Origin of the sequence: Nitrosomonas sp. Is24 (assembly GCF_033063335.1) — a bacterium.
Classification (GTDB): domain Bacteria; phylum Pseudomonadota; class Gammaproteobacteria; order Burkholderiales; family Nitrosomonadaceae; genus Nitrosomonas.
On record NZ_JAWJZG010000001.1, the window covers coordinates 2,797,244 to 2,817,016 of the forward strand.

Annotated in this window: 16 protein-coding genes and 1 CRISPR repeat array; of the genes, 8 read left to right on the forward strand and 8 right to left on the reverse strand. The window is 49.4% G+C overall.

Going from position 1 to position 19,773, the window contains the following annotated elements:
- Nucleotides 1-48 precede the first annotated feature (48 nt).
- The 3 genes from mutL to R2103_RS12825 all read left to right on the forward strand — a co-directional run bounded on the left by mutL (nucleotide 49) and on the right by R2103_RS12825 (nucleotide 3,738).
- A complete protein-coding gene (mutL, locus tag R2103_RS12815) occupies nucleotides 49-1,839 on the forward strand; it encodes a DNA mismatch repair endonuclease MutL (RefSeq protein ID WP_317531775.1) in 1,791 nt (596 codons plus the stop codon).
- A 114-nt stretch (nucleotides 1,840-1,953) separates the two neighbouring features.
- Nucleotides 1,954-3,273: a carboxypeptidase-like regulatory domain-containing protein gene (locus R2103_RS12820; RefSeq protein ID WP_317531776.1), complete on the forward strand. Its 1,320-nt coding sequence runs from the start codon at nucleotides 1,954-1,956 to the stop codon at nucleotides 3,271-3,273.
- 72 nt (nucleotides 3,274-3,345) lie between these two features.
- On the forward strand, nucleotides 3,346-3,738 hold the full coding sequence (locus R2103_RS12825; RefSeq protein WP_317531777.1) for a surface-adhesin E family protein: 393 nt from the start codon (nucleotides 3,346-3,348) through the stop codon (nucleotides 3,736-3,738).
- Nucleotides 3,739-4,084: 346 nt separating this feature from the next.
- On the opposite strand, the gene R2103_RS12830 is transcribed toward R2103_RS12825, so the two are convergent.
- The 4 genes from R2103_RS12830 to R2103_RS12845 form a co-directional block, all read right to left on the reverse strand.
- Nucleotides 4,085-5,353, reverse strand: a complete 1,269-nt coding sequence (locus R2103_RS12830) for a lipase family alpha/beta hydrolase (RefSeq protein ID WP_317531778.1) — start codon at nucleotides 5,351-5,353, stop codon at nucleotides 4,085-4,087.
- 192 nt (nucleotides 5,354-5,545) lie between these two features.
- Entirely contained in the window at nucleotides 5,546-6,376 is an 831-nt protein-coding gene (locus R2103_RS12835) for a pyruvate, water dikinase regulatory protein (RefSeq protein WP_317531779.1), read from the reverse strand.
- Nucleotides 6,373-8,748: a phosphoenolpyruvate synthase gene (gene ppsA / locus R2103_RS12840; protein WP_317531780.1), complete on the reverse strand. Its 2,376-nt coding sequence runs from the start codon at nucleotides 8,746-8,748 to the stop codon at nucleotides 6,373-6,375. The genes R2103_RS12835 and ppsA overlap by 4 nt, the downstream gene beginning before the upstream one ends.
- A gap of 63 nt (nucleotides 8,749-8,811) precedes the next feature.
- Nucleotides 8,812-9,771 (reverse strand): LysR family transcriptional regulator, encoded by a 960-nt coding sequence (locus tag R2103_RS12845; RefSeq protein WP_090316580.1) that lies wholly within the window; start codon nucleotides 9,769-9,771, stop codon nucleotides 8,812-8,814.
- A gap of 177 nt (nucleotides 9,772-9,948) precedes the next feature.
- On the opposite strand from R2103_RS12845, the gene R2103_RS12850 reads away from it, so the two are divergent.
- From R2103_RS12850 to R2103_RS12865, 4 genes are all read left to right on the forward strand, one after another.
- On the forward strand, nucleotides 9,949-11,409 hold the full coding sequence (locus R2103_RS12850) for a ribulose-bisphosphate carboxylase large subunit (protein ID WP_218131630.1): 1,461 nt from the start codon (nucleotides 9,949-9,951) through the stop codon (nucleotides 11,407-11,409).
- A 20-nt stretch (nucleotides 11,410-11,429) separates the two neighbouring features.
- Nucleotides 11,430-11,864 carry a ribulose bisphosphate carboxylase small subunit gene (locus R2103_RS12855; RefSeq protein ID WP_090316586.1) on the forward strand — a complete coding sequence of 145 codons (435 nt, stop codon included), beginning with the start codon at nucleotides 11,430-11,432 and terminating at the stop codon, nucleotides 11,862-11,864.
- A gap of 135 nt (nucleotides 11,865-11,999) precedes the next feature.
- Nucleotides 12,000-12,941, forward strand: a complete 942-nt coding sequence (gene cbbX, locus R2103_RS12860) for a CbbX protein (protein ID WP_317531781.1) — start codon at nucleotides 12,000-12,002, stop codon at nucleotides 12,939-12,941.
- A gap of 33 nt (nucleotides 12,942-12,974) precedes the next feature.
- On the forward strand, nucleotides 12,975-13,322 hold the full coding sequence (locus R2103_RS12865) for a hypothetical protein (RefSeq protein ID WP_132423988.1): 348 nt from the start codon (nucleotides 12,975-12,977) through the stop codon (nucleotides 13,320-13,322).
- A gap of 114 nt (nucleotides 13,323-13,436) precedes the next feature.
- On the opposite strand, the gene R2103_RS12870 is transcribed toward R2103_RS12865, so the two are convergent.
- Nucleotides 13,437-14,200 (reverse strand): IS5 family transposase gene (locus R2103_RS12870; protein WP_317530936.1). Its coding sequence is split into 2 segments (ribosomal slippage): nucleotides 13,437-13,885 and nucleotides 13,885-14,200, totalling 765 coding nucleotides; the frame shifts between segments, so codons are not numbered across the junction.
- Between the two features lie 41 nt (nucleotides 14,201-14,241).
- Here R2103_RS12870 and R2103_RS12875 point away from each other — a divergent pair.
- Complete coding sequence (locus R2103_RS12875) at nucleotides 14,242-15,378, forward strand: class II fructose-bisphosphate aldolase (protein WP_317532098.1); 1,137 nt, start codon at nucleotides 14,242-14,244, stop codon at nucleotides 15,376-15,378.
- 90 nt (nucleotides 15,379-15,468) lie between these two features.
- Here R2103_RS12875 and R2103_RS12880 read toward each other — a convergent pair whose 3' ends face one another.
- The 3 genes from R2103_RS12880 to cas1 all read right to left on the reverse strand — a co-directional run bounded on the left by R2103_RS12880 (nucleotide 15,469) and on the right by cas1 (nucleotide 19,771).
- On the reverse strand, nucleotides 15,469-16,173 hold the full coding sequence (locus R2103_RS12880) for a TIGR02594 family protein (protein WP_317531782.1): 705 nt from the start codon (nucleotides 16,171-16,173) through the stop codon (nucleotides 15,469-15,471).
- Nucleotides 16,174-16,358: 185 nt separating this feature from the next.
- A CRISPR array of direct repeats spans nucleotides 16,359-18,439; the repeat unit is 36 nt; unit sequence GTTCCGGCCAGAGCACAAATCCCAATATGCTAAACT.
- 69 nt (nucleotides 18,440-18,508) lie between these two features.
- Nucleotides 18,509-18,835, reverse strand: coding sequence for a CRISPR-associated endonuclease Cas2 (gene cas2 / locus R2103_RS12885; RefSeq protein WP_317531783.1), 327 nt, complete (start codon nucleotides 18,833-18,835; stop codon nucleotides 18,509-18,511).
- A 6-nt stretch (nucleotides 18,836-18,841) separates the two neighbouring features.
- Complete coding sequence (gene cas1 / locus R2103_RS12890) at nucleotides 18,842-19,771, reverse strand: type II CRISPR-associated endonuclease Cas1 (protein WP_317531784.1); 930 nt, start codon at nucleotides 19,769-19,771, stop codon at nucleotides 18,842-18,844.
- Nucleotides 19,772-19,773 lie beyond the last annotated feature (2 nt).

A 19,773-nucleotide genomic window follows, 5' to 3' on the forward strand; every position in this document is an offset into this window, starting at 1 on the left:
CTCGTTTGTTTCCGCATTATAATCACAATTTTATAACCGCAGCTTGTTATGCCGACGATTAAACCGCTCCCCGAATTATTGATTAATCAAATCGCCGCGGGCGAAGTGGTCGAACGCCCTGCGTCGGCGCTCAAGGAAATGCTGGAAAACAGTATTGACGCCGGCGCCAAAAAAATCACCGTGCAATTGCAACAGGGCGGGGTGAAGCAAATTCGTGTCACGGATGACGGCAGCGGCATCGCCAAAGACGAATTATTGCTGGCGCTAACGCGCCACAGCACCAGCAAAATCAGCACACTCGAGGATTTACACCGGATCACCAGCTTGGGTTTTCGTGGCGAAGCACTCGCCAGTATCGCGGCCGTTTCCCGGTTGACCTTGACCAGCCGCCAAGCCGGGCAAAGCCATGCGTGGCAGATCGGCATTGAAGGCAAAGCGGTCTCGCAACCCGAGCCCGCCTCGCTGGCCAGCGGAACAATGCTGGATGTCAATGATATGTACTTCAATATCCCCGCCCGGCGCAAATTCCTGAAATCCGAAGCCACCGAGTTCGCGCATTGCGACGAAACCTTCAAACGCCTGGCGCTATCGCAAGCCGGGATTGAATTCGTGCTGCAACATAACGGCAAAGTGCGCCGCCTGTTACGCGCCACCAGTTCCGCTCAACGGATCGCGGCGGTTCTGGGCGAAGAATTCGGGCAGACGGCGGCCCCGGTAGATGAACAATCCGCTGACATGCGCTTGCATGGCTTGGTGGCATTACCGGCTTATGCGCGGTCTTCACGCGACGCGCAGTATTTTTTTGTCAACAACCGCTTCGTCAGCGATAAATTGATTTCGCACGCATTGCGCGAGGCCTACCGCGATGTATTGCACCTGGACAAGCACCCGGCCTTTGCGCTGTTTCTGGAAATCGACCCGGAAAGCGTCGATGTCAATGTGCATCCCACCAAAACCGAAGTCCGCTTCCGCGAAGCGCGTGCATTGCATCAATTCATTTTTCACGCGATCAACAAAGCGCTCGCCACGCCCAACAGAACCATCAATACCGCTGAACCGGAACAACCAGCCCGGTCATTCCCTGCCTATCCTAAGACCGGTCAGGCACAATCCGCACCGGTGTCACAACCCAGCAGTTTTTACGGCACCTTGTTTGGCGTGGAACCGCGCGCATACCCGGCCCCACCCGTCAACGTCTTAGTCACAACGGCGGAAAAATCCGGGCAACCGGTTGCAACGGAAGAAAAACAGGACAGCCACCCGCTCGGTTTCGCGCTGGGACAACTGCACGGCGTCTATATCCTGGCGCAGAACGCGCGCGGCCTGGTGGTTATCGACATGCATGCAGCACACGAACGGATTATGTACGAACAACTCAAGCAGTCGCTCGACCAGCATGAAATACCGATGCAGCCGCTGCTGATCCCGGTCGTTTTTCACGCCGATAGCCTGGAGGTTGCCGTTGTTGAAGAAAATCACAGCACGCTGGAGCAACTGGGGTTTGATATCGCGATCCTGTCGCCCGCCACGCTGACCGTGCGCGCGGTTCCAGCCACGCTGAAAGACGCCGATATCGCCCAGCTCGCCCGTGACATTCTGCGTGAAATCCGCGAATATGGCGCCAGCCAGATTCTTACCGCGAAACGCAATGAAATTCTCGCCACCATGGCTTGCCACGGCGCCATCCGCGCCAACCGCAGATTGACTCTCGAGGAAATGAACGCCTTGCTGCGCGATATGGAACAAACCGAACGTGCCGGTCAATGCAATCACGGCAGGCCGACGTGGTTTGAAACCAGTCTGGCTGATTTGGATAAGTTGTTTATGCGGGGGAAATGAAGCGATGCCGCCGATTCATATCTTTACGATACAAATCACTCACATTACGCTAACATCAGTGTGCTGGGAAAAGTTCTTTTTCTTGATACTGGACATTGAAAAAGGGGAAACAACATGAGTGTGAGCGCAGGTCGCGGAGATTTCTTTGCGGAAATGAAAGAATGGGCAAAAGTTAACGTGCTATGGATCGCCGCTCATGTGATCAACTTATTGTTTGGCATAGCCATCTATATCTTTAAAATACTGGATGGCGAAAGCGGCATTCCCATTCTCCCAATCGTCATCTCCATGTGCATCGTCTTTGTGCATATCTTCACTTATCCGATTGAAGCGTTACCGGCGGAAGGATCGACGCAAGACGAAAGAAAAAGAATCGAAGACATCAGATCCCGGCAGCGCAATAAATGGATGATCTTTGCGTATAGTTTCATGTTGATATCACTGTTGCTGACTTTTTATCCTTTCATCAACCCGCTGTTCAGTTTTGTGGAAAAAACATCCGGTCAATCCGGCGGAACCGTTCAGCAGGAATCCACTGAACAAGAAAAGACAAAACCCGATGCAGGACGATACCTCAAAACATTGCGTGAACGGCCGATCGCTGTATTTGTCGGCTGCTCCTTGGATCCAAAAGCAAAAACCTTGCTTTGCTCCAAATCTGATGCCGAACCGGAAGGCGATGCTCAAAAAGCGCAAAATCCGGGAGGCGGAACTGCTGGCAAAGCATGGGTCATCAACATCGGCGGACATATCGACCAGTGCACTAAAGACGACGACCCAAATTTCGGCAAGTCGGTCACCTGCCAAGTAAAAGACGGCCTGCTCATCCCGCTCTATTTCATCATTATGGCGTTGATGGGCGGCAGTATCAGTCTCACCCGGCGGCTGCCGGAACTGCAAAAGCAAGCGGGCTCGGAGCACATCGCCACAGAACAGCAACCCAAACTAACGCAATACGAATTCCGCGAGCACCTGATCTTTCAGATGGTGCAGTATATCTCGGCGCCGTTTCTGGCAATCCTGGCGTATTATCTGATCGAACCGGGCAATATTACCAATTCGGTCGTGCTGGCCTTCACCGCCGGATTCGCATCGGAAACGATCCTGCTCATGGTGCGGTCGATCGCCAACAAAATCACCCCGGGAAGCGGCGAAGCACTACAATATGGCGCGATTGCCGGTGTCGTCACGATTCAAGACGCTGCCGGGAAAAAAGCGGAAGTATTCCTGACCGAATTACCGCAAATTCACTCGATTACCGACGAGCAAGGATTTTATGTGTTGAGTAACGTACCTGTCGGCGAGCATAGCATCAGCGTCAAATCGACCGACAATGAAGCAATTCTGAAAAAAGACACGGTAAAAATCGAACGCGCGCAAGCCATCGTGAAAAAGAATCTGACAATTGCCGTCGATGATGGAGGACAAAAATAACGGAATATTACGTTCCGTTATTTTCACCCGGAGCAATTCCGCCCGGATAACAAAAAACAACAATAAGGCTTTATGAGAAAAATATTCTTTGGTTTAACCCTGATGTTCGTCAGTACCGGCACAATGGCCGAATGGAACCGCATCAGCGAAAGCGACCGCAAAGGCGGTTCAGTTCTGTATAACGACCCGGCCTCGCTCCGCAAAGCAGCGGGCCGGGCTAAAATGGCGGTTCTATTCGATTACCCAACGCTGCAAAAAGCCGCTGGGGCGGAGTTTCTATCGGAAAAAATCCGGCGCGAATACAACTGCCAGGAAAAACAAATCCGCACCCTCGCCTACTCACTTTTCAGCTTGAACATGGAACACGGCGACCTAGTGCGCTCGTACAACCAGCCGCAGAAATGGGAAATGGTGAAGCAGGGCAGCACAGAGGAAATGGAGTGGAAGGTGGCGTGTAGTGAGTAAACTCGCGACACCGGAAAATTCCCGTCAATCAGCCGCTGGCACCGGGTCGGATCGTTTTCTATGCAACAGAGAAAAACGGAATTAATGGAAAGATCAAGATTCTTTCCAGCAGAAATTGCCCGGAACTGGTACCTTTTCACAAGCGAATACGGAATGCGCAGATTGAATTTTCAAATGAGCGCTGGTTTACATGGAGGCTTTGACGCTGAAAGATGCCATCCATGTGAATACAACAGTGAATGAAGAAAACATCGCGTACCCAGCCGACAGCAAGTTGGTGGTCAAGATCATCAACCGCCCGAACAAGATTGGCAAAGCACATAGTGTTTCCAGTGATGCACTTTCGTCAAGGAGTGTTTTTTTTCTGCAGCCAGTTAGGCCAATCAGTCTCAGTGACACCCGGTACTGGTCGTCCCCAGGTCTCGCCGCGGAAGGTATTGGATAGATGCCGGATGATCAATCGTTGCACCAGATTAACGTTCGGCAAAGTGGCATGAAAACCGGCAGTCGCCAGCATAGTTTTGTCTTGAATTTCCCATATGCTTAAATCATCCGGCGTCACACCCACCAATTGTTCACGAGGCAAAAAGCCGGGGCAGGCGCCCAGAAAAGGTACTATGCCATCGCCGGTATCCTCACTGTTCGCGCCCTGATCATTAGGATCAGGTAAGACAAAAACCGGTTGATTTTTTTTGAATTCAATTTTGGCATTGAGCGAGGTTTTGGCACCCAAACCGACAATCGCCAGCCAGCCACTCCGCCCGCCACTGATAAGTTCACTATTATTCAAGTCCAACCCATTAGCCGTTTGCGCCAGTTCTTTCGCATTGGTTAGAAAATTCTTTAACAGGTCTTTGGCTTCAATATCAGCACCAATGCGTCGAATGAATGAACCCATCGTATCAAGAATCGATTGTTGCCAATTATCGGCTTCGAACAAGTCAATGCTTTCGTCATTTTTGCCGGTGACTGCATTTTCAAAGTTAGGCAACAACTGATAAAGGGATGGCATCATCCTGGCGGTTTCTCGTTCGCGGTCGCGGGGTAACGGACCGGTGAGTTCACCCATGCCGGTGGTAACCTTGCGAATGGCATCGATTGAGCCTCTGAATGGCGTGGCGACAGTCACCACCTTGCCAACCTTAGTGGGTATTTTTTGCGTTTGGCATTGATGCAAATAGATCGTTAGTACCAAACCACCCATCGAATGCGCCACCAAATCGACCTGATTTGCTGAATCTTTTTTGTAGTGCGGCAGCAAATTGGTTCTAGCCAGGACTTCGTCGATAAACAAACCTAACTGTTCAGCGGTCTGAAAATTATCCTTGCGCCAATCGTAACCAAAAGCAAAAACAGGAGTTGGTTTTTCAGGTGTTTTGGTAAGATCATAACGCAAAGCCTCTACCAAATCGCCGTAAGCCAGCGGGAATGGATTTGTCGCCAATACTCTGGCGGGCTCTCTGGCTTCATAGCGTAGGTCATCGGGATGCAAGGTGATGCGTTCGTACTCCTTGCGCAACACCGCCGTCCATACCTCCTCCACTGAAATCGGATAATAATCAGCCAGCGAAGTGCCGGTAATACCGGGAATCACGATCACGGGATTTTGTGACACAACTTGCTCCTCATGGTTGGTGGGCTGTAGCGTAAAGATTCACCGAGACCGGATTGCATTGCTCCAGACAAACACCGTATCAGTTGACTGGATAATCGGCTTTGTTTGAAGTACCGCAGATTTTATTCACCGATTTCTCGCAACTTTTTTGGATCATACCGCGTTACCAGCCGGTTAGCAAAGGCTTAGCGGTTACCCATACAACCGCCGCTTCAACCCGCAACGATTCAGTATGATCGCGCTGATTTCCTCGATGGAAATGCGCGTGGTATCCAGATACGGAATATTGCACTGGCGAAACAACGATTCCTGCCATTGAATTTCCCGCTGGCATTGCGCCAGTGAGGCGTATTGACTGTCCGGGCGGCGTTCCTGGCGGATGAAGTGCAGTTGTTCGGGAATCAGCGTCAAGCCAAACAATTTACTTTTTACGTTTTCCAGCACGTCCGGTAACCGCATGACGGGCATGTCATCCGGCGTCAGCGGATAATTCGCTGCGGCGATACCGTATTGCAAGCCCAGATACAGGCAGGTTGGTGTTTTGCCGGAGCGCGAAACACCGGTCAGGACGATGTCGGCTTCGGCGAGATGTTTCGGATTGACGCCGTCGTCGTGCGCCAGCACGTAATTGATCGCGGCGATGCGCTTGAAATACGACGGATGATGCTCGACGCCATGCGAACGTCCGGCTTTTCGCACCGACGATTGATGCAATTCTTCCTCGACCGGATGGGTGAAGGTTTCAAAAAAATCGTAGACGCGGCAGTTTGCCTGTTTTATGACTGCGAGAATTTCCAGCTTCAACAAAGTGCTGAATACCAACGGACGGTAGCCATCGCGCCCGGCGGCTTGGTTAATCTGCATCAACACCGCTTTGGCTTTCTCAAGATCGTCCAGAAACGGCACGTTGACGGTCTCCCACTCGATACCGTCAAATTGCGTCAGCAAACTATGTCCGAGCGTTTCCGCAGTGATGCCGGTACGGTCTGATAAGTAGAAAACCGTGCGTTTTTGTTTGCTCATGGTTTGTGCAAGCTGGCGATGTGCAACCAGGTATCGACCACCGAATCGGGATTCAGCGATAGGCTGCCGATGCCCTGTTCATACAGCCAGGCGGCGAAATCCGGATAATCCGACGGTCCTTGCCCGCAAATACCGATGTATTTGCCTTGCTTGCGGCACGCGTCGATGGCCATTGCCAGCAATTTCTTCACGGCCGGATTGCGTTCATCGAACACAGGCGCGACCAAACTGGAGTCACGGTCAACGCCGAGCGTGAGCTGCGTCATGTCGTTGGAGCCGATCGAAAAACCGTCGAAATACTGCAAAAATGCTTCCGCCAGCAGCGCATTGGATGGAATCTCGCACATCATGATCACGCGCAAGCCGTTTTTGCCGCGCTCCAGCCCATGCGAAGCAAGCAACGCAATCACTTGTTCCGCTTCTTCCAAGGTGCGGCAGAACGGAATCATGATCTCGACGTTGGTCAGCCCCATGTCGTCACGCACCTTGCGCAGCGCACGGCATTCCAGCGCAAAACAATCGCGGAACGCGGGCGCGAGATAGCGCGATGCGCCGCGAAAGCCGATCATCGGATTTTCTTCGTGCGGCTCGTAGCGGTCGCCCGCGAGCAAATTGGCATACTCGTTGGATTTGAAATCGGAGGTGCGTACGATCACCGGGTGCGGATAAAACGCCGCCGCCAGGGTGGCGATGCCCTCGGTCAATTTGTCCACATAAAAACTGATGGGGTTCTGATAACCAGCGATGCGGCTAGCGATTTCCCTTTTAAAATCATCGGACAGTTGATCGAATTCCAGCAACGCCTTGGGATGGATGCCGATCATGTTGTTGATGATGAATTCCAGCCGGGCCAGCCCCACACCTTGATTCGGCATGCGCGAGAAAGAGAAAGCGTGCGACGGATTGCCGACATTCATCATGATTTTCAGCGGCAAGTCCGGCAATTTTCCGGCATCCGCAGTGGTATGTTCAAATGCCAGTAAACCGTCATACACATAACCGCTATCGCCTTCCGCACAGGAAACCGTGACTGCCGCGCCTTCCTTGATCTGCGCCGTGGCATCGCCGCAGCCGACCACGGCGGGAATGCCCATTTCGCGCGCGATAATCGCCGCGTGGCAAGTCCGTCCGCCACGATTGGTGACGATCGCCGAGGCGCGTTTCATAATCGGTTCCCAATCCGGGTCGGTCATGTCCGTCACCAAGACATCGCCGGGCTGGATTTGATGCATCTGATCAATCTTCGTGATCAGTCGCGCCGTTCCCTGACCGATCTTGCTGCCAATCGCACGTCCTTCGGCCAGCACGGCCCCTTTGCCCGTCAGCTTAAAGCGCTCCAGCACCAATGAAGAACGGCTTTCCACCGTTTCCGGCCGCGCCTGCACAATGTACAGTTGCCCATCCTGCCCGTCCAAAGCCCATTCGATATCCATCGGACGGCCATAATGCTGTTCGATGATCACCGCTTGCCGCGCCAGCGCTTCTACTTGCTCATCCGAAAGCGAAAAACGCATGCGCCGCGCGGTTTCAACATCGCGCGTCAACGTCAATGCAGCGCCGTCACTGTTTTTATCCGCGTACACCATCTCAATGGCTTTAGTGCCCAGCCGCCGCGACAAAATGGCAGGCTTCCCGGCGGCCAGTCCGGGCTTGTAGACATAGAATTCATCCGGATTGACGATGCCCTGCACAATGGTTTCACCCAATCCATACGCCGCCGTGATGAAAACCGCCTCGCGAAAACCGGATTCGGTATCCAGCGTAAACATCACACCGCTGGCGCCGAGGTCGCTACGCACCATTTTCTGAATTCCGGCGGACAGATACACTTTGTCGTGCGGGAATCGCTGGTGCACGCGGTATGCAATTGCCCGGTCGTTATACAACGAAGCAAACACCACCTTGATGGCTGCGATGATTTGATCCAAGCCATGCACATTCAGCAACGTTTCCTGCTGCCCGGCAAACGATGCGTCGGCCAGATCCTCGGCAGTCGCCGACGAGCGCACCGCAAACGACACATTTTCGCCGCTATTGGCGGCCAATTTTTCATAAGCTTGCGATACCGCTTGCAGCAATGCATCCGGCAGCGCGGCATTCAGCACCCAGCCGCGTATCGCCTTACCGGCAGCGGATAGCGCTTGCGTGTCGTCGACATCCAAGCCGTTCAACAACTGATTGATGCGATCCGTCAGTCCATTGACATTCAAAAATTCCCGGTATGCCTCGGTGGTGGTAGCAAAACCCGCCGGTACATTAACACCGGCTTGCGCCAGATGACTGATCATCTCCCCCAGCGAAGCATTTTTTCCACCCACCAGGGCGACATCGTGCATCGTCAATTGATCAAACCAGGCGATATAGTGTGTCATTGGGAAACTCCTATCGGCGAATAATTAACAAATAACTTTCCAGTAGACGGTTACGCAGCAAACTTAATGCTGGCTGTCTTTTAATAATGGGCAATGCCCGGAAATTGCATGACGGCATGATAAATCATCTAGGTAATCCGATGCCTGACGCAAATACTCCAAGAACGTCTGCGCTACAATCGATAACTGTTTACCGGATGGATAAGCAAAGTACCAGTCACGTTCAATTGGAAATCCATCAACATCGAGTATCGCCAGCTGCCCCATCGGCGCATCGAGTGTCAAAGTATGTCTGGATAAGACAGCGATACCCAGTCTACCGACAATAGCTTGCTTAATCGCTTCATTGCTTCCCAGCTCCATGCGGACTTTCAATTTTTTATTTTGCTCTGAAAAAAAACGTTCTGTCGCCATTCTCGTTCCAGAACCCGGTTCGCGCATAATGAAGAGTTCATCGCAAATACGCTCAATGCTGATATTTTTTTCGCAAGACAATGGATGATCGGCCGATGCCATAACAACCAGCGGATTGTCTAAAAACACTTCCGCTACGGCATCAACCGCATCCGGAACTTGGCCCAGAATGTAGAGATCATCTTGATTGTTGGTTAATCGCTCCAAAACACGCTCACGGTTCGTCACTTTTAGCGCAACATCGATATTTGGATATTTCTGACAAAACATACCCAGCAAACGCGGCGTAAAATATTTCGCAGTAGTCACCACTGCGAGCCGGAGCTTGCCGGATTTCAGACCTTTCATATCCGATGCGATCATTTCAAAACGGGAGAAATGTTCAAAAATACCCAGACAAGTTTTATATAGCTCTTTTCCTGCATCAGTCAGATAGATTTTTTTACCAATTTGTTCAAACAATGGCAAGCCAATTTCATCCGTCAGTTTTTTGATTTGCATCGATACTGTCGGTTGTGTCAGAAACAATTCTTCGGCCGCACGCGTGAAGCTCTTCAATCGCGCGATCGCTTCGAATACCTCCAATTGTCGTATGGTGCTATGGCGCACGAGACTCTCCTTTCCATTTTAATCATAGACAAAATCTATCAATACCATTGTAACAATTGATTGTTATTTATGATTGAATGATTCTACTATAATTTTCACTCGCTGATAGCTACTTCATGACCAAAGTTTATAGCGTGTGCTTTCAATAACTTGGAGAAAATTATGGCTTCTGAAACTATGAAAGAAGGTAAAGAGCGTTACAAATCCGGTGTTATCCCTTACAAAAAAATGGGTTATTGGGAGCCCAGCTATGTCCCCAAAGATACGGACGTCATTGCGCTGTTTCGCATTACCCCTCAGCCAGGAGTAGATCATGAAGAAGCAGCGGCGGCAGTCGCGGGCGAATCATCTACAGCGACATGGACCGTGGTATGGACTGATCGACTAACTGCTTGTGAGCTCTATCGTGCTAAAGCATATAAGTCTGAGCTGGTACCAAACACTGGTCCGGGTACTAACAACGAGGCGCAATACTTCGCCTATATCGCCTATGATATAGATTTGTTCGAAGAAGGTTCGATCGCAAACTTAACCGCTTCCATTATTGGTAATGTGTTTGGCTTCAAAGCTGTCAAGGCGTTGCGTCTCGAAGATATGCGCATTCCCGTAGCTTACCTCAAAACCTTCCAAGGCCCTGCAACCGGTATCGTGGTTGAACGTGAGCGCTTGGATAAATTTGGCCGCCCATTACTTGGCGCTACCACCAAACCTAAATTAGGTCTCTCGGGCCGGAACTATGGCCGCGTGGTTTATGAGGGACTTAAAGGTGGCCTGGATTTCATGAAAGATGATGAGAATATCAACTCACAACCCTTTATGCATTGGCGCGATCGTTTCCTGTATTGCATGGAAGCAGTCAACAAGGCATCTGCCGCTACGGGTGAAGTCAAAGGGCATTATTTGAATGTTACGGCCGGCACCATGGAAGACATGTACGAAAGAGCCGAGTTTGCAAAATCTCTGGGGTCAGTCATCGTTATGATTGATTTGGTGATCGGCTATACCGCGATTCAGTCAATGGCAAAATGGGCGCGCAGGAACGACATGATATTGCATTTGCACCGCGCGGGTAATTCAACTTATTCTCGCCAAAAAAATCACGGCATGAATTTCCGCGTAATCTGTAAATGGATGCGTATGGCAGGTGTCGATCATATCCACGCAGGCACGGTTGTCGGTAAGCTGGAAGGTGATCCACTGATGATCAAAGGTTTTTACGATACTTTACGCGAAACACGTACTGAAAAAAGCCTGGAACATGGATTGTTCTTTGATCAAGACTGGGCATCATTGAATAAATGTATGCCGGTTGCTTCCGGCGGTATTCATGCCGGTCAGATGCATCAGTTGATCGATTACCTCGGCGAAGACGTGATACTGCAGTTCGGTGGCGGTACCATTGGCCACCCTCAAGGTATTCAGGCTGGCGCAGTAGCAAACCGTGTAGCACTTGAAGCTATGATTATGGCGCGCAATGAAGGCCGGGATTACGTAAAAGAAGGCCCGCAAATTCTTGCAGATGCTGCGAAATGGTGCACGCCGCTTAAACAAGCATTGGATACGTGGAAAGACATCACCTTTAACTACGATTCCACGGATACCGCTGACTTTGTGCCATCCACAACTGCAAACGCTTAATCTTTTCAGGAGAAACAATCATGATGACCAATCACGGGAATTTACTCACACAGGGCCAATTCTCTTTTCTGCCTCCGTTGACCGACAAGCAAATTTCAGCACAGCTCAAATATGCGTTGAAAAATGGTTGGGCAATCGGCATTGAATACACTGACGACCCTCATCCACGCAATACCTATTGGGAAATGTTTGGCAACCCAATGTTTGATTTGAAAGATCCAGCAGGAATCTTGCTGGAAATCAATAGTTGCCGCAAAACTTTTCCAAACCACTATATCCGCGTGACTGCATTTAATTCGACACGCGGGGTGGAAAGTCCAACCATGTCGTACATTGTTAACCGGCCCAAGAAAGAACCAGGGTTTAGTTTAGTACGCCAGGAAGGTGCTGGACGAAGCGTTAGTTACACCATTCATTCCTATGCAACTGACAAGCCGGAAACTGAGCGCTACTAGCATAATAAAAATAAGGTATCTCTCTCCCTCATGGGGAGAGATACTAATAATACAAACAGTTACCAGAGTAAAGGCATTAATATAATTCAGCCTGTCACAATCTCCATCTCATGAGGCCTCAAAGAGTGATTAAACATGCCTAAGCAATCTAAAAACTTAACTTCATCCGAAGGTACATTAATTGATTTAGATGCAGAATTCCGCGAATCGAATATCCAGGAAGTACTGGATAAACTGGATCGTGAACTGATAGGTTTAATCCCTGTGAAGACTCGCATCCGCGAAACGGCCGCGTTGTTACTGGTCGATCGTGTTCGCAAAAAACTGGGACTATCTGCAGGTGCGCCCAGTCTACACATGTGCTTTACTGGCAATCCTGGTACCGGGAAAACGACTGTAGCTCTGCGCATGGCAGAAATCTTACACCGCCTCGGCTATGTGCGTGAAGGACACCTGGTTTCAGTGACCCGGGACGACTTGGTCGGTCAATATATTGGACATACCGCCCCCAAAACAAAAGAAGTGATAAAAAAAGCGATGGGGGGCGTTCTTTTCATCGATGAAGCTTATTACCTTTACAAACCAGAAAACGAACGTGATTATGGCGCAGAATCAATAGAAATTCTGTTGCAAACGATGGAAAATAATCGCGAAGACTTAGTCGTTATTTTGGCGGGTTACAAAGATCGTATGGATAAATTCTTCCATAGCAATCCCGGCATGCGCTCGCGCATAGCGCACCATATCGACTTTCCGGATTACGGTCCGGATGAGTTAGTTGCGATCGCTAAATTGATGTTAGAAAGCCAAAATTACTGTTTCAGTTCAGCCGGGGAAGAAGCATTTGGAAAATATATACGTCTGCGCATGAAGTCGGAGCATTTCGCCAATGCGCGCTCGGTTCGTAACGCGCTTGATCGTGCTCGCCTCCGCCAAGCAAATCGATTATTTTCCGGAACAAAGAAATCATTATCCAAAACTGATCTCATCACATTAGAAGCGGAAGATATTCTAGCGAGTCGTGTTTTTCTTGAAAGTACGTTGGATAGTGAACCGAATACAAAAAATAAAAAATAAAGACTCAAGACTCAAGACATATTTTCGATAGCGATGGAAACGCTGACACTACCCTGGCGCATCTTCCCAAAAACGATCGAAGCAGCATGTTATAACCGCGGGCGGCTTGCGCTGCTGCGATTAGGCTATCCACTGCGAGTTACATTACTGAAACATCGTGGATTAGAAGTCATCCTAGACAAGACTATGTGGCTATGTGTTGATAGCAATAAAGATGACCAGCCTATTCTGGCATGGCGCGAGTTTCAGATTCACGGACGACGTAACTTACATCTGCCGATTTCTTGTGAATTGTGGCTATACCATAGCTGTGCAGGTCTCATCATGGGCTCAGCGCTGGATGATTTGGATCAGGTACTTGAAAATTATGCATTGAAATAATTTTCTCACCCCCTAAATTTCTGAGGATAAAAATGCCACTTGTAGATATGCGCGATATGTTGAATCATGCTTATCAAAACAACTATGCAATCGGTGGTTTTGGATTAGGGCCTGTTAACACAATCTGATTGCTTCGACGATGAGAGCGAAGTGGATAAAGGAGATGAAGACGACATCGAGCTTATCGAACCTGGAGAAGATGCGGCGAAATCCCTTGAGCCTTCTGAACAATCGTTCGATCTCGTTGCGTTTTTTGTACATGGCACGGTTGTATTCCCAGGGTGACAAGCGATTTGCTTTGGGCGGAACAACCGGGATGTAACCCAAATCTAGTGCCAGTTGCCGGGTTTGGTCGCCCTCATAAGCACGATCCATCAGCAGGTAGGTGGGCGTATTGACGGGACCGAGGGAAAGCAAAAGCTGCCTGCCCTCTGGCGCATCGTGGGCGTGACCGGGCGAGAGGGCAAAGCTTATGGTTGTTCTGGAATCTGCGGCAACCAGATGAATTTTGGTGGTCCATCCACCTCGAGATTTTCCGATGGATTGGGGGCCGTTTTTTTTAACGCACCCGTACCGTCGGGATGGACTTTGATGCTGGTGCTGTCCAGCGAAACAGTTTCAATACGGATACGGATGATTTGCTGATGCTGAAGTTGCCCAAATACATGGCTCAGTACACCACTCTTTGCCCAGCGATTCATGCGGGTATAGATGGTATGCCAGTTGCCGAATCGCTTGGGCAATCCTCGCCACTTGCAGCCATGCTCGGCAACGTAAAGAATGGCATTGAGAACTTGCAGATTGGAATGGCTGACGTTGCCACGCTGACGCGGCAGGCAGTGCTCGATCTGTTGATATTGAGTTTCGGTGATTTCCATCACCAAATTATATCAAATAGCGTTAACAGGCCCTAGTAAGCCTGGATTTCCTGGAAGCTATTATCAAAGCAGCCGAATCCTGCCGTTCACCCGCCATTCTTAATATTTCCGAGCCGCTCTTCACAACGAACGATTTCAGATTAATCATTCCAGCAGTTGAACGCGCCGCACATCAGGCTAAAGTACCGGTAGCTATTCACTTTGACTATGCAAAAAAGCGTGAATCCATTGCCGAGGCTATTAACTTGGGATGCAATAGTGTCATGCTGGATGTTTCCTCAGAATCGTTTACCGGCAATATCGCTCAAACCAGCCGTGCCGCAGAATTAGCGCACGCATGTGGCGCTGCAATTGAGGGTATGCTTGGTTTTGCAGGTGGCACGGAAGGGGAAAACACGATCAATCACCTGGGCGAAGCTATTTATACTTCAGCCGAAGAAGCAAAAGCATATGTCAACCGTACCGGCATAGACTTTCTCGCCGTATCCATTGACACTCTGCATATCCGCCAGCACAACCGGATAAAACTCGATTTCAAACGTCTGAAACGAATTAATGATGCAATTGGAATTCCACTGGTGTTGTATGGCGGCAGCGGCTTGATTGAAGATCAGTATCATAAGCTAATCTTAAATGGCGTCGCCAAAATCAATTGCTATACAGAGCTTTCCGATATTGCGGCAGCAACCATTCATTCCAATATTAAAACGCGCGCCAGAAAAGGCTATATCGAGGTTCTCCACGGAGTAACAGAGAACCTATTTGAACAAATCAAGCAGTGGATGCATCTTTGGGGTTCTGCAGGCCGTGCAGCGGAAGTATTGATTCAGTGCCGTCCTTGGCAGCCCGCAGAACAGATTATCCTTTGCTACATTGAAAGCCATCGCTTACGGCAATTGGATGCCCTGATCGAACATAGCCGCAAAACTTTGACGGCTATTCCGGGTGTGCGTCAAATTTTCTCCGGTTGGGCGCCTTCTGAATTGAACCAGTATCGCTTATGCTGGCGTATTCAGCTATCCCATTCCGATGCCATTAACAACCTACAATCCCATCCGGAGTATATCTATTTTTTCAATCAATTATCCCGATCGATTGATCCTGAAAAAATCAGTATTACTTTTGCTCCGGCTTCATCCAATACGGAATCTGGATTTAAGGAATTAGTAGATGCATAACCTATGCTTGCACCTGGCTGTTAAAATCCTATCCTGGTCAAAACCGGGTTACATCCCATACGCCAAGTGCTGACTTGTGAAGCATAAAAATCAAGCTTCATTCACCGACAACCCTTCATTCCTGTCTTTCAGAACAACGCTGGTATTCAGAGAACTAGCGGTTTTAGGCCAGCGCGCGCCGCGCAATCTGTCCTTGCTCAACCACATCAGACACACGGCGTCGGATTGATTGCCGCCAAGAATTTGATAGGCATCGTCATCCTCACCGGCATAGAAACCTACATGACCTTTTCCGCTCGCCAGCGATTCGCGCCAGAACACCATGATAGCGCCCAGACGAGGATTGGTTGAGACGCCGAATTTTTCCCATTGCCGCGCACCCAGTGGATTTCCCGGCAATACTTCCTGCTGCAGGGTGGTTCCGACACAGTGCGCCACGAATAACCCGCACCACGGCACATCGTCACCGGCATAACTGATATCGAGATTCTTAGCCCAATCCATGATGTCAGGATTGTTCTTGTTGCCGAGCACTTCCTTCGTGCCCATTAAATGACGCGCTTCTTCAAACCAAGGGAGTAATGGGGTGTTCACCGGAATAGCCGACGGCGTACCGGAAAAAAGCGCTGCGGAAGTTTTCGGGCCCACGATGCCATCCACTTCAAGACCCTGACGCTGCTGAAATTGCATCACTGCGGCGATGGTATTGCGCCCCCAAATACCGTCGATCTCGCCCGGATCAAAACCTTTATTTTTCAGCGCTTGTTGAATTTGTTTGACTGCACTGCTTGCCATCATCCCTCCCGGAATTTCTATGAATTGAATACATAGCTCAGGGTGGAATTATGCAGTATTTCTTTCTAGCAAAACGTTGAAAACGTACTGAAGACAGTCGATGCAAAGCAAAGACAAGTGAAAAGCGCAGTTTATGCCTAAAAAAATGCATTTTTAGCAAAGGGATTGCAAAGGAAGGAAAGCAAGTTCCGGCCAGAGCACAAATCCCAATATGCTAAACTAATGACACAATGGAGCACAAGGTTAATTTCGTTCCGGCCAGAGCACAAATCCCAATATGCTAAACTCGCGGATTTGAACACCGGTAGGCTGCGCGTGTTCCGGCCAGAGCACAAATCCCAATATGCTAAACTCATGGCTGACAATGTACCTCCAAAGTGCGAGTTCCGGCCAGAGCACAAATCCCAATATGCTAAACTGCTAATCATGAACTGGTCAAAACTAATACAGTTCCGGCCAGAGCACAAATCCCAATATGCTAAACTGGTTCATCGGTAGAGCAGGGTGAAATGCTAGTTCCGGCCAGAGCACAAATCCCAATATGCTAAACTAGCGCTGCATCTACACCGGCGGGGAAGTTAGTTCCGGCCAGAGCACAAATCCCAATATGCTAAACTATCGCTCGATGCAGCCCGTGTGATGGCCAAGTTCCGGCCAGAGCACAAATCCCAATATGCTAAACTAATCTAATTAGACGAAGGCTTTACGCATCAGTTCCGGCCAGAGCACAAATCCCAATATGCTAAACTTACTGGTGATATATCCGGCGGGGCTAATATGTTCCGGCCAGAGCACAAATCCCAATATGCTAAACTTCATTGGTTGAAGCGCACTGGATTCAGGAGTTCCGGCCAGAGCACAAATCCCAATATGCTAAACTCGGATAGGCTGGTAATTCTTGGTAGTGGGTGTTCCGGCCAGAGCACAAATCCCAATATGCTAAACTTGGAAAGAATATCTTCAGCTCTGTTTCGCTGTTCCGGCCAGAGCACAAATCCCAATATGCTAAACTATGTGTGTCCGTTTGCTCATCTATTGTTCCGTTCCGGCCAGAGCACAAATCCCAATATGCTAAACTTCTCGGGAAAAGCAACCGGCTGACCGAGAGGTTCCGGCCAGAGCACAAATCCCAATATGCTAAACTGCAAATGCGCTCAACAGATCGGCTTGTTGAGTTCCGGCCAGAGCACAAATCCCAATATGCTAAACTACTGCGTTTGCAGGGGTGGACATACCAATAGTTCCGGCCAGAGCACAAATCCCAATATGCTAAACTAAAGATGTAATACTGCGACAGCTGGTTTTAGTTCCGGCCAGAGCACAAATCCCAATATGCTAAACTTTGCTCGAATATTTTAAAGGCGATTGAGGAGTTCCGGCCAGAGCACAAATCCCAATATGCTAAACTGGTACTGCACTAGCCTTGCAAGCCAGTTGAGTTCCGGCCAGAGCACAAATCCCAATATGCTAAACTGTGTTCGGATTCTGCGCGCCATGTAGAGACGTTCCGGCCAGAGCACAAATCCCAATATGCTAAACTCTAATAAGTCGGTCAGTTCTCGCCGCCTGTGTTCCGGCCAGAGCACAAATCCCAATATGCTAAACTAACGACGGGATCGTATAGCACTGCGACGGGGTTCCGGCCAGAGCACAAATCCCAATATGCTAAACTCGCAACGTGGCGAACAATAATCGCCCTGCGGTTCCGGCCAGAGCACAAATCCCAATATGCTAAACTCAATGATTCCAAAGCACGAATCATCGTCTGGTTCCGGCCAGAGCACAAATCCCAATATGCTAAACTAGAGCTTTACAGCAACTGCCTGGATGAGGGGTTCCGGCCAGAGCACAAATCCCAATATGCTAAACTGATATTCAAGTTTTCTTCGGCAATACGACAGTTCCGGCCAGAGCACAAATCCCAATATGCTAAACTCTAGTGAGGCGGTAGTGTCTTGCACAGCACAGTTCCGGCCAGAGCACAAATCCCAATATGCTAAACTCGTGGAACAGGTCGTTCGCAGTGTCGTATTGTTCCGGCCAGAGCACAAATCCCAATATGCTAAACTACCGGCTATGCTGTTAACAGTGCCTAACCAGTTCCGGCCAGAGCACAAATCCCAATATGCTAAACTCCAGGTGGTTGAAATGTTAGTGGCCCAGAGGTTCCGGCCAGAGCACAAATCCCAATATGCTAAACTTCGTAGAAAATATTAAACAATTGGCGTATGTTCCGGCCAGAGCACAAATCCCAATATGCTAAACTAGCTGCACATTAACCTCATGATTATTAATAGGGTTAATGTGCATGCAAGCAAAAAAATCTTGATATTTCTTAAAAAAGTTCATACTGCTCAGGTGGTTTTTTACTCGGTTGTTTGGCTTTTCCGCTAAAAGTAATAATGCGTTCGTATTGCTTGTCGGTAAATTGCAAGATATTTACTTCCCCCCCTACAGGCAAGTTTCTTTCTACCTGTGCGCAATACGTGTCGATCTGACTCTGACTGCTACAGAAACGCATATAAACAGAGAACTGCGACATCTCAAACCCCATATCTAGCAAAGTATTACGAAAATCTGTTGCCGCTTTACGCTCAGCTTTCTCAACGACGGGTAAATCGAACATGACTATGATCCACATTAACCGATATCCGGAAAGCATGACACATTAATCCTCCAGAAATGATGCGGCAAGGTCAAGTGGCAATCCTGGTAAAGGCAAGTCCAGCTTATTTCTTTCCCCCATAAAAACTTGCGCTAGTGAGACGGCAAGTTTCTGTGTGCAAACTATCAGAGGGGTTGCGCCTGCACTAGTTTGCATATCATCGTATAGCGTTCTCACTAATTCACGTTTGCTTTCTGGTGTTACCTGGGTTTCCCCGTGTCGATATAATTGCCAGACTTTCAGATCTATTACAGGACGAAAAGGCTCCATTAAATCATCCACCAACCGCATGGCATTACCTTCGTTGCTGTGATGCAATCCAATGGTCGGATGCAATCCTGCCGCAACCACTGCGCGCGCGGTAGTTGCGCGCAAAACGGTATAACCGTAATTGAGCATGGCGTTAACACCATCACTTTGTTGATCGCGGCGGAAATCATCTCCAAACAGAAGCCCCCAATAACGTCGCGCCCCTTGGGCTTCGAGATTGTCTGGATCACCCGAACGCACTTTACGGACTAAGGCAGACAAAGGAATAAATGGTGCCCCCGCAGCTTCCAATGCATCAGCCTGTTGTTGCAGCTTTGACTTAACAACTTCCGCCCAAAGACGCTTTTTAAGTGGTTGACTAGCAGCAAGTTGGGCGTCAAATCGTTTTGCCTGTTGATAGTTGCCATCTATCGTCAACACCATGCCTACCGCATTGTGATTGGCGGCACATAGTACAAAAGGGGCGCAGCGCTCGGCCAACGCCACTAAGAGGTTATTGGTATAGCTCAAACCATGTGCATTGGCGATAACAGCGACAATATCGTCCAGCGGTATCTGCCCCAATTCCTTACGTTCGCCTTCGGTATCTTTTACCACCAGGAAACCACGTGATAGGAACAGATGCCGCCGGTCATCCGCCACTTCGACAATGCGGCCTATCATCT

Excerpts from the sequence above, each read along its gene's own strand:
- mutL (WP_317531775.1), top strand. The coding sequence starts at position 49 with ATGCCGACGATTAAACCGCTCCCCGAATTATTGATTAATCAAATCGCC.
- R2103_RS12820 (WP_317531776.1), top strand. The coding sequence starts at position 1,954 with ATGAGTGTGAGCGCAGGTCGCGGAGATTTCTTTGCGGAAATGAAAGAA.
- R2103_RS12825 (WP_317531777.1), top strand. The coding sequence starts at position 3,346 with ATGAGAAAAATATTCTTTGGTTTAACCCTGATGTTCGTCAGTACCGGC.
- R2103_RS12835 (WP_317531779.1), bottom strand. The coding sequence starts at position 6,376 with ATGAGCAAACAAAAACGCACGGTTTTCTACTTATCAGACCGTACCGGC.
- ppsA (WP_317531780.1), bottom strand. The coding sequence starts at position 8,748 with ATGACACACTATATCGCCTGGTTTGATCAATTGACGATGCACGATGTC.
- R2103_RS12850 (WP_218131630.1), top strand. The coding sequence starts at position 9,949 with ATGAAAGAAGGTAAAGAGCGTTACAAATCCGGTGTTATCCCTTACAAA.
- R2103_RS12855 (WP_090316586.1), top strand. The coding sequence starts at position 11,430 with ATGATGACCAATCACGGGAATTTACTCACACAGGGCCAATTCTCTTTT.
- cbbX (WP_317531781.1), top strand. The coding sequence starts at position 12,000 with ATGCCTAAGCAATCTAAAAACTTAACTTCATCCGAAGGTACATTAATT.
- R2103_RS12865 (WP_132423988.1), top strand. The coding sequence starts at position 12,975 with ATGGAAACGCTGACACTACCCTGGCGCATCTTCCCAAAAACGATCGAA.
- R2103_RS12880 (WP_317531782.1), bottom strand. The coding sequence starts at position 16,173 with ATGGCAAGCAGTGCAGTCAAACAAATTCAACAAGCGCTGAAAAATAAA.
- cas2 (WP_317531783.1), bottom strand. The coding sequence starts at position 18,835 with ATGCTTTCCGGATATCGGTTAATGTGGATCATAGTCATGTTCGATTTA.
- cas1 (WP_317531784.1), bottom strand. The coding sequence starts at position 19,771 with ATGATAGGCCGCATTGTCGAAGTGGCGGATGACCGGCGGCATCTGTTC.